Genomic DNA, 13,028 nt, shown 5'->3' with positions numbered 1-13,028 from the left:
AAAGAGTATTTACTGGCTCCATTCAAATGTTCACGGATCACTTGAAGACGAAATGTATCGTCAATTCCTTTACTTTGTCTCATAATAATTTACTTTGTAAACTGTAAACTTTTTTCAGTATAAGACACCTTTTAAATAACGAACCAGGATAATGAATTAAAATCATCAATAAAAAGAATGGAAATAGTAGGAACTTTGTATTTTTGCATCTATATAAACTGATTTTAATAAAATATGGATAAGAAATCCTTTCAAGGACTAAATGACAAGCAAGTAGAAGAAAGCCGCCGTTTACATGGAGAAAACATTTTAACACCCCCTAAAAAAACATCCTTATGGACTCTTTTTCTCGAAAAATTTGATGATCCGATCATTCGGATTTTACTCGTAGCATGGGTTTTGTCTATGATAATTGCCGGCGTTCATTGCTGGGGACCGGAAGCAAAAGGGTTTACTGCATTTCTTGAACCGATAGGTATATTCTTTGCTATTATTCTTGCCAGTGGTGTCGGTTTCTTTTTTGAAGTTAAAGCAAACAAGGCGTTTGATGTATTAAATACAGTAAATGATGATATTGAAGTAAAGGTAATTCGTAATGGTAACATCTCTCAGATTACCCGCAAGAATGTGGTGGTCGGTGATATTATCATGCTTGAAGCGGGAGAAGAAATACCGGCTGACGGGCATTTAATCGAAGCAATATCTCTTCAGGTAAATGAATCCACGCTTACAGGAGAACCGATTATTGCCAAAACAATAAACGAAGCTGATTTCGATGAAGAAGCAACATATCCGTCAAATATGGTTATGCGCGGCACTACTGTTGTGGATGGACACGGAGTCATGGAAGTCGAATTAGTTGGTGATGCAACAAGCTATGGAAAAGTGTATGAAGGATCACAAATAGACAATAATATTGAAACGCCTCTTCAGGTTCAACTAAAAGGATTGGCAGGGATTATCAGTAAAGCAGGATATACGATTGCCGGTGCAACTTTTATCGCTTTGCTAACCAAGTTGTTTATAACGAATCCGAACCTGCCATTGATGGATATGATCGGACATATACTGAATATATTCATGATTGCGGTTACTTTAATTGTCGTTTCCGTACCGGAAGGATTACCGATGAGCGTGACATTAAGTCTTGCGCTGAGCATGAACAGGATGCTTAAAACGAACAATTTAGTTCGTAAGATGCATGCCTGCGAGACAATGGGGGCTACAACGGTTATTTGTACAGACAAAACGGGAACGCTTACCCAGAACCAAATGCAGGTATATAAAACAAACTTCTATAACCTGCCTGATCAACAATTAAAGGATGATGAGCTTAGTAACCTGATCAAAGAAGGTATCTCTGTTAATTCCACAGCTTTTCTGGATTTTTCAGACAGCAAAATCAAGACATTGGGTAACCCCACTGAAGCGGCTTTATTACTTTGGCTACATAGTCAGGAACAAAACTACCTTACGATGCGCGAGAACACGCCGATCGTTGAACAACTGACTTTTTCAACTGAGCGTAAATATATGGCAACTGTAGTAAATTCTCCACTATTAGGAAAGAAAATACTTTATTTAAAGGGTGCACCGGAAATTGTTTTGGCAAATTGCAAACGCGTAGCAATAGAAGGAGGATATAAATCTGTTGAGGAAACAAAAAACGGTATCGAGAAACAGTTGCTCGATTATCAGAATCAGGCCATGCGCACATTGGGTTTTGCATACCAGATCATAGAAGAAGAACATACGGGAAGTTTCTTTTCCGAAGGCAAGTTAATTAAAGAGACAGACTTAACTTATCTGGGAATTGTAGCGATTTCCGATCCTGTACGCGCTGATGTTCCCGCTGCAGTCCAAAGCTGTTTAGATGCAGGTATATCGGTCAAAATCGTAACTGGGGATACCCCGGGTACCGCTAAAGAGATCGGGAGACAGATCGGAATATGGAAACCGGAGGAAGACACGGATCGGAATATCATAACAGGACCGGGATTTGAAGCACTAAGTGATCAGGAAGCGCTTGACCGTGTGCTCGACTTAAAGATCATGTGTCGTGCCCGTCCAACAGATAAGCAAAGACTTGTACAATTATTACAGAAAAAAGACGCAGTAGTAGCTGTTACCGGAGACGGAACCAATGATGCGCCGGCACTGAAAGCAGCTCAGGTGGGGCTGTCAATGGGTGACGGAACTTCTGTTGCCAAAGAAGCAAGCGATATAACCATCATTGATAATTCTTTCAGCAGCATCACAAGAGCAGTTATGTGGGGGCGTTCTCTTTACAAAAACATTCAGAAGTTCCTCCTATTCCAACTTACGATTAATGTGGTTGCTTGTATTGTTGTATTAGTTGGTTCTATATTAGGTACAGAATCTCCTCTTACCGTTACGCAAATGTTATGGGTAAACTTGATTATGGACACTTTTGCTGCCGCTGCCCTCGCGTCATTGCCTCCGCAAGACCGTGTGATGAAAGATAAACCCCGAAAAAGTGGTGTGAATGGAGACTTTATCATTTCCAAAGAAATGGCTTATTCAATTTTTGGTGTAGGAATTTTATTCGTTCTGTTTTTAGTTGGGGTACTTCTTTACTTCTATCAGGATGGGGAATTGTCTGCTTATGAACTCTCCGAGTTTTTCACCATCTTTGTGATGCTCCAATTCTGGAATATGTTTAATGCAAAAGCATACAGTGACAAAAAGTCTGCTTTTGCAAATTTGTCAGATAGTAAAGTATTTCTATTTGTATCCCTGTTAATTCTTATCGGACAATATCTTATTGTCACCTTTGGAGGACAGATGTTCAATGTAGTTCCACTAAAATGGGAGGACTGGGGAATTATAATCGGAATCACCTCAATTGTGTTATGGTTAGGTGAAATCATACGTTTTTTCGGCAGATTAAAAAAATAACTATGTTTAACAAACATGTTTAACAACATAAAAATCATCATATTTAGGTACAATTTCTATATAATTGACGTTATGTAGGGATTGTACTTATTCCTTTTATTTCATACTTTCGCGCATCATTTAATTAAAAGATACATACTATATGGATGCGTACAAAGATTTCCAAGGAACAAAATGGAAAGAGACGATTGATGTAAACGACTTCATTCTAAAAAACTACACAGAATATACGGGCGATGAGAGTTTTCTACAGCCCGCAACTGAGGCAACGACGAAACTTTGGGCAGCACTTAGCCAAATATTCGTTGAAGAAAAGAAAAAAGGCATTTACGATGCCGAAACTAAAATCCCTTCGCAGATTGACGCATATGGTCCTGGCTACATCAACAAAGATTTAGAAAAAATTGTTGGTGTTCAGACTGACAAACCTCTTAAAAGGGCTATATTCCCGAATGGTGGACTTCGCATGGTGCAACAGAGTTTGGAAGAATATGGTTACACTTTAGATGACACCGTCACCGAAATTTTCACAAAATACAGAAAGACTCACAACGAAGGCGTATTCTCGGCCTACACTGATAGTATCCGTCGTGCCAGAAGCAGCGGTTTGTTAACCGGACTGCCTGACGCATATGGACGCGGACGTATCATTGGTGATTATCGCCGTGTTGCCTTGTATGGCGTTGATCGCCTGATAATGGAAAGAGAAAAACGCTTCAAAGAATGTGATCCGATTGTTATGACAGACGAACTGATTCGTTTAAGAGAAGAACTGAGCTCTCAAATCCAGGCTCTAAAAGCACTAAAAAAGATGGCTGGGTCTTATGGTTTTGATATTTCAAATCCAGCCAACAATGCTCAGGAAGCTATTCAATGGACTTATTTTGCTTATTTAGCTGCTATCAAAGATCAGAACGGGGCGGCAATGAGTCTTGGTCGCGTCACTACTTTCCTTGATATATATATCGAACGTGATTTGAAGAATGGGGTAATCACCGAGTCTGAGGCACAGGAATTCATGGATCACTTTGTGATGAAACTTCGCATTGTCAGATTCCTGCGCACAAATGAATATAACGAGTTGTTCTCCGGAGATCCGGTTTGGGTTACCGAATCTATCGGAGGAATGACCAATAAAGGACGTTCTATGGTAACAAAAAACAGTTACCGTATGCTGCATACATTATATAATTTAGGTCCGGCTCCGGAACCAAACCTCACTGTTTTATGGAGTGACCGCCTTCCTGAATCCTGGAAGAAATATTGTGCAAAAGTATCCATCGATACGTCTTCACTTCAATACGAAAATGACGACCTGATGCGTCCTCAATTAGGGGATGACTACGGCATTGCATGTTGTGTATCTCCAATGCGTATTGGTCACCAGATGCAATTCTTCGGAGCACGTGCCAATCTTCCAAAAGCATTGCTTTACACAATTAATGGTGGTAAGGACGAAAAATCTAAAAAGCAGGTGTTACCAAAACATTGGGTAGAAAAAGTATCCGGTGATTACCTTGAATTCGACGAAGTTTGGGAGAAATTCGACCGTACTTTGGATTGGGTTGCCGAAACATACGTAAAAGCGCTGAACATAATTCACTATATGCACGACAAGTATTCTTATGAAGCTCTTGAAATGGCATTACATGATGTGGATATTGTACGTACGCAAGCATTCGGAGTATCGGGGCTTTCGATTATTGCCGACTCTTTTGCGGCCATCAAATACGGTAAAGTACGTATCATAAGAGATGAAGAAGGTGATGCGGTTGATTACGTGAATGAAAAAGACTATGTTCCTTTTGGGAATAACGACGACAATACCGACCAGTTTGCTGTTAAGATTGTGGAAATCTTTATGAACAAGATTCGTAAACGCAAGATGTACAAAGACGCAATTCCAACACAATCAGTATTGACAATCACGTCGAATGTGGTTTATGGTAAAAAGACGGGAAATACGCCTGACGGACGTCGCGCAGGAACACCATTTGCTCCCGGAGCAAACCCAATGCACGGACGTGATACAAGAGGTGCAATTGCTTCTTTATCTTCAGTAGCTAAATTGCCCTTTGAACATGCTAATGACGGTATATCTTATACTTTCGCTATTACTCCAAATACATTAGGTAAAAACAGAGACGAAGAAGCGAAAAACCTTTACGGCTTACTTGACGGATATTTCCTTCAGACAGGTCATCACCTGAATGTTAATGTATTCGATCGCCAGTTATTAATTGATGCGATGGAACATCCGGAACAATATCCTCAATTAACTATCCGCGTATCCGGTTATGCTGTGAATTTCGTACGCTTAACCCGTGAACAACAATTGGATGTAATCAACAGAACAATTACGACAGCAATTTAAGTAAACACTATATTAAAGAGTTATAAGCCTTATTTTATGTGCTTATAACTCTTTTTTTATATCTTGAGCTCAAATAGTATCAACTGAAAGTATGAAAGGCTTTATTCATTCTTTTGAATCCTTTGGCACAAAAGATGGTCCGGGAATTCGTTTTATATTCTTCATGCAAGGCTGTCCGCTACGCTGTCTGTATTGTCATAATCCTGACACATGGAGTGCAAAAAACCATGCGTTTGAAATGACTCCGGAAGAAGCGTTTAAAGAAGTTCTCAAAGTGAAAGCGTTTATACGAAATGGAGGAGTAACTGTTTCGGGAGGAGAACCCCTACTCCAACCGGATTTCATCTTAGAATTATTCAAGCTCTGTAAAGAAAACGGAATTCATACTGCGATCGACACTTCGGGCTATTTACTAAACGATAAAATAAAGGCAGTACTTGAATATACTGATTTGGTCTTATTGGACATCAAACATATCGATCCGGATAAATACAAGACACTCACAAGTAAGCCATTGGAACCGACATTACATTTCATTGACTATCTGACAGAAATAAAAAAGCCAATCTGGGTACGCTATGTTCTTGTTCCAGGCTATTCTGACGGTGAAAAGGATTTACATAAATGGGGGAAATTTGTTTCAACCATCCCAACGGTTGAGCGCGTTGACCTCCTCCCCTTCCATCAAATGGCTATGCATAAATGGGAACAAATCGGAACAGCGTATCAATTAAAAAATACGCCTGCTCCGACAAAAGAGGAAATAGATCGTGCTGAAAACATACTCAAGACCTATCAGCTACCTTTATAAAATACCTATTGAGCTTCCAATCAGGAAAGCACAAGAGATAATCAACACAAGGATAAACATTAGAATTCGTTTCATTTTCCCGTACTTATTTCTGCAAATTTGAACAAGACGTATTGCAATTTTATTCCATTCACGTGAAGATACTGAGGAGATTATAGTCTATTAGATAAAAGACAAGCAATCCCTGTTTTTTATTGACGGAAATCAAATAAAAAAATAGGGATTGCTTCGAAAAAGACTATTCAGACAATAACTATCCGGATATTTTGGTTTGTTGTATGGTAATATAACCTGGTCCCTCGACATCTGTCTGTGTCAGGGTGTATATTTCCCTGATTACCTGTTTTATATCAGTAATTATGCCCATTGGCGTACCAGGACCGGCCTTTATTCCAAGTGACAAAACGGTCTTTGTAGATAAGAGATTTAGCTTCTCACGTATCTCACCCATTGTATCATATGGATTTATGACTACTGTATAACTTTTATTGTCCTTATCATATATTTTAATGAGAATGTCAGAAACAGTTTCCTTATTTTTATTGTAATCGTGCGTGTTACCGAAATAGACCAAAACAGGCTTTTCCGCGAATTCAGCCTTCTCTTTGTAATGATGGATAACGTCATTCAGTGTTTTTGTTATTTGAGCAACCATAGACGTTGACGTACCACGATCGTATAAAAAATAAACCAACAATGGTTTATTGACCTTAGTTGCTTCACTGATGGCTGTTTTTAATTTAGATGCAAATTGTTCTATTTTAATACGGTCTTGGCTAAATAAGATTTCATCCTTACTATTCAGAAAAAGAGCCGTTGTAAATGATCGCTCTTTCAGCCTGTCAAACTTCTCATACATGGATAAAGAATCATCACCATAAACTTTTCGATAATAAGCGTCAAATTCCGAATCGAAAGGTTCGCATGAATACGATTGTTCATTTCCAGAGATTGTTGTATCTTCATCCGGTATTAGCTGTTGCAATTGTCCGGAAATCTCCGGTCTGGCAAAAGCGTACATGGCAAAAGCCGCCATAGGCACAAAAAGCGCAAGCTTCCAACGTGCCTGTCTCTTAGATTGTCTTTTTAACATCATTGTAATTCTTGTTTTAAGTTTACATTGATTCAAGCTGTTGGTAAAAGTGTAGGAGCTGGAACCAACAGCTTTTCTCAATAATAATAGTTGATATTTTGTTGCATCGATGCCATTGGTTACTACCTCAGAATCTGCTTCAAATTCATGTACGTTTCTTAACTCACGTTTTAACAACCAGATCACCGGGGTAAACCAATGAAATAAGAGAACGAATTCGAAAAACAATAAATCTAAGGAGTGTTTCTTTCTCAAATGAGCCAGTTCATGAGCGATCACCTCATCATACGAATCCTGATAATCATTTTCAGGCATAACAATATAGCGCCACCAAGTAAAGGGAGCAATATTTTTGTCTGTTAGAACAAGGATATAATCTTTCTTTTTCACTCTCTTTCCCTTGCGTAGGAAAAGTGATAAACTGAGAAAGGAATTAAAGGAGAGTAAAACAACTACCGACAAGCCCAGAAGATAAATGCTACTCAGAAGTAATCCCGAAGAGATCGTTTTTTCGATTGTATTAGTTGGCTGAATGGCAAAGTCCTCGTTTCCTTCTTTCTGAGAAAGAGAAACAACATCTTGCGTAAACAGCATATCTAATTCAACAAACGTTTTCTGTATTACTGAAGGATCTTCTGTTTTTATTTCAACTAATGGCAACAGAATACAGGCAATCGTTCCAAACAATAATACTTTACGGTTAAAAGCAAAAAAAGTATCCTTGCTCAAAAGAAGTTTGTAACCCGTGTAAAATAATACAAGACAACAAGTTGATCGGATGATATAAAGGAGAAATACACTCATTTATCGTTCTTTTTTTCTTTTATTTGTTCAATTAACTCCTGTAATTCCTCTACTGAAATAGATTCATCTTCAATTAATGATGAAACAACACGTGTATAGGAATTTTCAAAATATTTTCCGACCAACCTATTTAATGATCTCGTCCTATAATTCTCTCGTGTAATCAAAGCATAGTACTGATAAGTGTTACCATATGCCTTAAATCCAATATACCCTTTCTCTTCCAAAGCACGAACTATAGTGGACAACGTATTGTAATGGGGTTTAGGTTCCTCTTGTAAATCCAATAATTCACGAATAAACAGCGGACCTTTATCCCAGAAACAGGATAGTATTTCTTCTTCTTTAGGTGTAAGCTTTTTCATCTGAGCCATTTGATTTATTTTTAAAATACACAAACATAACTATAAAATTACACAAAACAACTACAATATATAGTTAAACAACTATAATCTATCTTATTTCATACATAATAGCATAATTATCAATAGATAATAAGTATAATGATTTTAAAATCATTATACTTGCATTGGCTTATTCATTTGTAACCAAATATGGATTAACAACAAATGAAAATGGCGCAGAAAAAATATCCTATAACTACATAAAGAGAAAAGGAGTGGCTTTCGCCACTCCTTTTCTCTTTATTATATCATCCAGAAGTTTATCTACAGGGGACTATCATTTAAGTACGCCAAAGTCAACAATCGCGTATTTATCTCCTTCATTTGTCAGTTCCACCGGTTCAAGTTTGATATATCTTGCTTTAACAGGTTGATCAAAACCAACATCTTGCCTGAGAGGATTATTACGGATATTATTAAACAGTTCGTTTAGTTTTAAAACAGTCCATTTCTGATTATCCGTACTTATAGATAAATTGTAACGTTGGATATTGGGTGCAGACACTTTATTCTGTGGAACATAATAGAAACCTTTTATTTCTTCTACAGCTGCCAGTTCAATAATAGTCGGCTTATTCTTTTCAACTAAAGATGCTGATTTTACATCTGATGTTTCTGATGAAAAATCCGGTGCATTGTATAATTCTAACTTATTTAAGATCGGACACGCTAATGAATTCGTAATATTGATCCGGATTTTTGAAGCTGTTACTGTCGGGAAACGAAGGATTCTTTTATACCCCACTGTTGTTGCTTTTGTTACCGGTTGCCAGGAATTTTGAGAATTGTCCCAATATTCAACATTAAACTCAGCAATACGCTGTCCTAACGGTATATATTCCTGCAATAACAAACGATTGAATGTTGTTTCTTCTCCCATATCCATCTCTATAGAAGCAGTTAAGACATCATCATCAGTTGTCCAGTAAGTATCGTAATTTTCATCAAATAGATTGGTCACTGCATAACGACTGTCATTACCTCTTGTCGTTGTGGCAGTCAACTTTCCTTTGGCCAAATTTTCCTTAAACGATTCGTCTATTGCCCTGCGAAGTTCCATCAGACGAGTTGAATCGTTCGGATGAATACGCCCGGTTTTATCGGGCGGAACGTTAAGCAGCAAGGTAGAATTACGGCCTACCGAAGTATAATAAATATCCACCAATTTACTTAATGACTTCACTTTGTCATCAGTTGATGGGGTATAGAACCATCCGGGACGAATAGAAGTATTCGTTTCTGCAGGCACCCATTTTTCGCCAAATATATTACCCATGTTTAAGCTATCCGGATTCGGTCCTTTAGCTCCCGGTTCATAACCTTCTACATCTAATCTCGACCAGTTTGTTTCGCCCACATGTCCTTGTTCGTTTCCTACCCAACGGCAGCCCGGACCTACATCACTAAATATAACAGCCTGTGGTTGATGTTTATATACCACCTCATGAAACATATCCCAATCATACACCTGTTTTTTACCTCCATGACCTTCACCATTGGCTCCGTCAAACCATTGTTCGAACACTTCTCCATAATTGGTCAATACTTCTGTTAAAGTATTTGCAAATACTTGATTGTATTCAGGCGTTCCATATGCCGGATGATTCTGGTCCCACGGAGAAAGATAAACCCCGAACTTCAGTCCATATTCTTTACAAGCATCCGAAAGCTCGCGTAACAAGTCTCCTTTTCCCTCTTTCCAAGGACTCTCTCTAACGGTATGAGTGCTATAATTACTGGGCCACAAACAAAAACCGTCATGGTGTTTAGCCGTAATAATTATACCTTTCATGCCTGCAGCTTTAGCAACAGACGCCCATTGGCGACAGTCAACCGCAGAAGGATTAAAAACTTTGGGATTTTCCTTACCATCCCCCCACTCTACATTAGTAAATGTATTCGGTCCGAAATGGATAAACATATTATATTCCATTTTCTGCCAAGTCATCTGATGCTCCGTTGGTAATACACCATAAGGCGAGGGAGGATCAACGGGCGTAGAACACGACAATAACAAACTGCCAAAAGCAAGCGCAACGACAGAGTTAAGCATTTTATACTTCATACAACTTATTTAAAATTTGTCCATAAAGATAAACAAAATCCTTTTCATAAAAATTGGACTATCAACAACCCTAATAATACAGATGTAGCAGTGGCGATAAGTCCGGGTATCATAAATGAATGATTCAGCATATACTTTCCTATACGCGTTGTTCCGGTACGATCGAAATTAATAGCAGCAACCACGGTCGGATAATTCGGGATAAAGAAATAACCGTTTACCGCAGGGAAAAGAGCAATCAACATAAACGGAGAAATCCCCAGCCCAATTCCAAGAGGAAGCAAAGCCCGTATAGTTGCAGCCTGACTGAATAAAAGTATAGACATAAGAAACAAAGCTATACCGAACAACCAGGGCATTTGCGTAACTGTCGATTCAATAGATGCTTTTAGTTCGACGATATTGCCGGCAATAAAGGTATCACCCATCCAGGCAATTCCAAATATTGCAACCACAGCCTGCATACCGGCAAGAAAGACCGATCCCTGAGCAGCTTTTACGGCATCTGTTTTTGTTATTAACAGAATAAGAGCAGCAGCAGATAGCATTAGTATTTCTATTATATAGGCCATACTCAAAACTCGTATTTCTCCCTCGACAACAAATGTGGGACGCCACGACTCTACCGAGCCAAACAACACAACCGCTACGGTAGTCAAAACAAAAATAGCTACAGCCCAGACAGCCTTACGAATGTCCTGAACTCCTTTAGCTTCATAATGTTCTGTTTTATAATCTCCATTTTCTAACTTTTTCAAAAAATCAGCGTCTTCATATAACTCTTTACCTACTCTCATAGAATAAAAGGCTCCGGCCAACACCCCGACTAAAGTACATGGGACAGAAATCATCAAAATATCCAATAATGTGATTCCTGAAAAAGACAACATACTAAGAAGTGCAACTGTGGCTGCTGAAATAGGACTGGCCGTAATTGCCTGTTGCGAAGCAATAACAGAAATACCCAATGGCCGTTCAGGACGTATTTTAGAATCGGTAGCTACTTCAGCAATAACAGGTAAAACAGAATAAGCAACATGGCCGGTTCCTGCTACAAACGTAAAAAAATATGTCACTAATGGTCCCAGAATCGTTATCCGTTCAGGATGTTTACGAAGAAGTCTTTCCGCCCACTTCACCATAAGATCAAGTCCGCCTGCCGCCTGCATAGCACTGGCGGCTGCAATAACAGCCGCAATCATCAACATAACATCAATTGGAGGAGAGGTCGGTTCAAGGCCAAAGATAAACGTGAGGCAGGCAAGCCCTAATCCTCCCAGAACACCGAGTCCGATGCCACCCAGCCTTGCTCCTATTACAATAGCAGCTAATATAAATAACAGTTGTAAAATCATCAATTACAATTCAATACTTTAGATTTGTTCAGCGAACAAAAATATGTATTTTTACGTCTATCTGAAAATAAAACACGTAACCGATTTACTTATCTTCTATTATTTTTTTTCGTAATTGTGTTGGGGTCATATTAAAATGCGTCTTACAATAAGAAGTAAAATGTCCGGAAGATGAAAAACCATATTCTTCAACAATATCGCAGATAGGAATTTGGGGATTCCTCAACTTGGCTTGTATATGTTTAGATTTTTGAATTAACATCCAATTATACGGACTGTCTCCAAAAAATAATTTAAATCTTCGGTTAAAGGTGGTAAGCGATAAACAACATGCATCAGCCAATTCCTGAACTGTTTTAGATGTTTTATAATTGTTTAGTACTAAAGTCCTAAAATCCATATTTCCACAGATAATAGGATAAAACAGAGAAGCGCAGACCTCTTTTGTATAAAAACCTCTAAATAACATAAACAATTCAGTTTGTTTAATTTCAAGCATATGTTTACATAGCATTTTTTGTTCTATATAGAAAACCAAAGATTCCAGAAAACTATAAATAGGAGAAAGAATTTTTTGTGATTCAAATGTATAGGTTATGTTACGAGCTGATTTTTCCAATTTCTCAAGTGCAAACTGTTCACATAAATTTATAAGCCTATCAAATATATGTACAACGATATCCGCATCAGCTAATATCAATCCCGCCGTCTCGGCTGATTTAGGAATAAAAAAAACCTCACCACTTTTAAAGACTTTTTGATATTCATTACTCAATATCTTTATCTCACCTTTTCTTATAAAAAACAAATAGTTTAGTGAAGAATCAATATCAGATATTAATTCCCCCTTCTTTATATAAAAATGTTTAAAACTAGTTATGCCATCGGACATATAATTTCTACAAGAATAATGTTCTTCAAGATAAAGTAGCTTCATAGTGATATTTCATTTAACAATAAAACGGCATTTGTTAAGGTTATGGTATTATGCAAATTTATACTTATTAATAACAAAAACAGTATTATATCCTGCCATTTATTTCCACAATCCAGTCATTATCTTACAGAAAACATTCATATGAAACCTCCATGACCAAAAAGTCACCCAAGAGGATGTAAATAGTTCTCGTTCTATGGTTTACCTTTGTGTTCAAACGAACCTCAAAAGTAAGATAGCATGGAAACAATTACTTTTCCTCAACA

At 37.9% G+C, this 13,028-nt stretch carries 8 protein-coding genes; 3 read left to right on the top strand and 5 right to left on the bottom strand.

Going from position 1 to position 13,028, the window contains the following annotated elements; translation table 11 throughout:
- The first annotated feature begins 234 nt into the window (after window positions 1-234).
- The 3 genes from PHT93_RS13945 to pflA all read left to right on the top strand — a co-directional run bounded on the left by PHT93_RS13945 (window position 235) and on the right by pflA (window position 6,104).
- Entirely contained in the window at window positions 235-2,919 is a 2,685-nt protein-coding gene (locus PHT93_RS13945; RefSeq protein WP_300244118.1) for a calcium-translocating P-type ATPase, PMCA-type, read from the top strand.
- A gap of 142 nt (window positions 2,920-3,061) precedes the next feature.
- On the top strand, window positions 3,062-5,293 hold the full coding sequence (gene pflB / locus PHT93_RS13940; RefSeq protein ID WP_300244115.1) for a formate C-acetyltransferase: 2,232 nt from the start codon (window positions 3,062-3,064) through the stop codon (window positions 5,291-5,293).
- Between the two features lie 91 nt (window positions 5,294-5,384).
- Window positions 5,385-6,104 carry a pyruvate formate-lyase-activating protein gene (gene pflA / locus PHT93_RS13935; protein ID WP_300244112.1) on the top strand — a complete coding sequence of 240 codons (720 nt, stop codon included), beginning with the start codon at window positions 5,385-5,387 and terminating at the stop codon, window positions 6,102-6,104.
- Window positions 6,105-6,357: 253 nt separating this feature from the next.
- Here the strand turns inward: pflA and PHT93_RS13930 are convergent, their stop codons facing one another.
- From PHT93_RS13930 to PHT93_RS13910, 5 genes are all read right to left on the bottom strand, one after another.
- Entirely contained in the window at window positions 6,358-8,001 is a 1,644-nt protein-coding gene (locus PHT93_RS13930; protein WP_300244110.1) for a M56 family metallopeptidase, read from the bottom strand.
- Window positions 7,998-8,366: a BlaI/MecI/CopY family transcriptional regulator gene (locus PHT93_RS13925; RefSeq protein WP_300244120.1), complete on the bottom strand. Its 369-nt coding sequence runs from the start codon at window positions 8,364-8,366 to the stop codon at window positions 7,998-8,000. Before PHT93_RS13925 ends, PHT93_RS13930 begins: the two co-directional genes overlap by 4 nt.
- Before the next feature lie 316 nt (window positions 8,367-8,682).
- Window positions 8,683-10,470 carry an alpha-L-fucosidase gene (locus PHT93_RS13920; protein ID WP_300244107.1) on the bottom strand — a complete coding sequence of 596 codons (1,788 nt, stop codon included), beginning with the start codon at window positions 10,468-10,470 and terminating at the stop codon, window positions 8,683-8,685.
- Window positions 10,471-10,514: 44 nt separating this feature from the next.
- Window positions 10,515-11,825, bottom strand: a complete 1,311-nt coding sequence (locus PHT93_RS13915; RefSeq protein WP_300244104.1) for an anaerobic C4-dicarboxylate transporter — start codon at window positions 11,823-11,825, stop codon at window positions 10,515-10,517.
- An 85-nt stretch (window positions 11,826-11,910) separates the two neighbouring features.
- Complete coding sequence (locus PHT93_RS13910; RefSeq protein WP_300244101.1) at window positions 11,911-12,762, bottom strand: helix-turn-helix transcriptional regulator; 852 nt, start codon at window positions 12,760-12,762, stop codon at window positions 11,911-11,913.
- Window positions 12,763-13,028: the final 266 nt, after the last annotated feature.

The organism is Massilibacteroides sp. (assembly GCF_028705895.1).
Classification (GTDB): Bacteria; Bacteroidota; Bacteroidia; order Bacteroidales; family Tannerellaceae; genus Massilibacteroides.
Note: the sequence above shows the minus strand (reverse complement) of the source record. Positions and strands in the feature narration are given on the sequence as shown.

Coding starts and splice junctions, on each gene's coding strand:
- PHT93_RS13945 (WP_300244118.1), top strand. CDS start 235: ATGGATAAGAAATCCTTTCAAGGACTAAATGACAAGCAAGTAGAAGAA.
- PHT93_RS13915 (WP_300244104.1), bottom strand. CDS start 11,825: ATGATTTTACAACTGTTATTTATATTAGCTGCTATTGTAATAGGAGCA.
- PHT93_RS13925 (WP_300244120.1), bottom strand. CDS start 8,366: ATGAAAAAGCTTACACCTAAAGAAGAAGAAATACTATCCTGTTTCTGG.
- PHT93_RS13910 (WP_300244101.1), bottom strand. CDS start 12,762: ATGAAGCTACTTTATCTTGAAGAACATTATTCTTGTAGAAATTATATG.
- PHT93_RS13920 (WP_300244107.1), bottom strand. CDS start 10,470: ATGAAGTATAAAATGCTTAACTCTGTCGTTGCGCTTGCTTTTGGCAGT.
- pflB (WP_300244115.1), top strand. CDS start 3,062: ATGGATGCGTACAAAGATTTCCAAGGAACAAAATGGAAAGAGACGATT.
- pflA (WP_300244112.1), top strand. CDS start 5,385: ATGAAAGGCTTTATTCATTCTTTTGAATCCTTTGGCACAAAAGATGGT.
- PHT93_RS13930 (WP_300244110.1), bottom strand. CDS start 8,001: ATGAGTGTATTTCTCCTTTATATCATCCGATCAACTTGTTGTCTTGTA.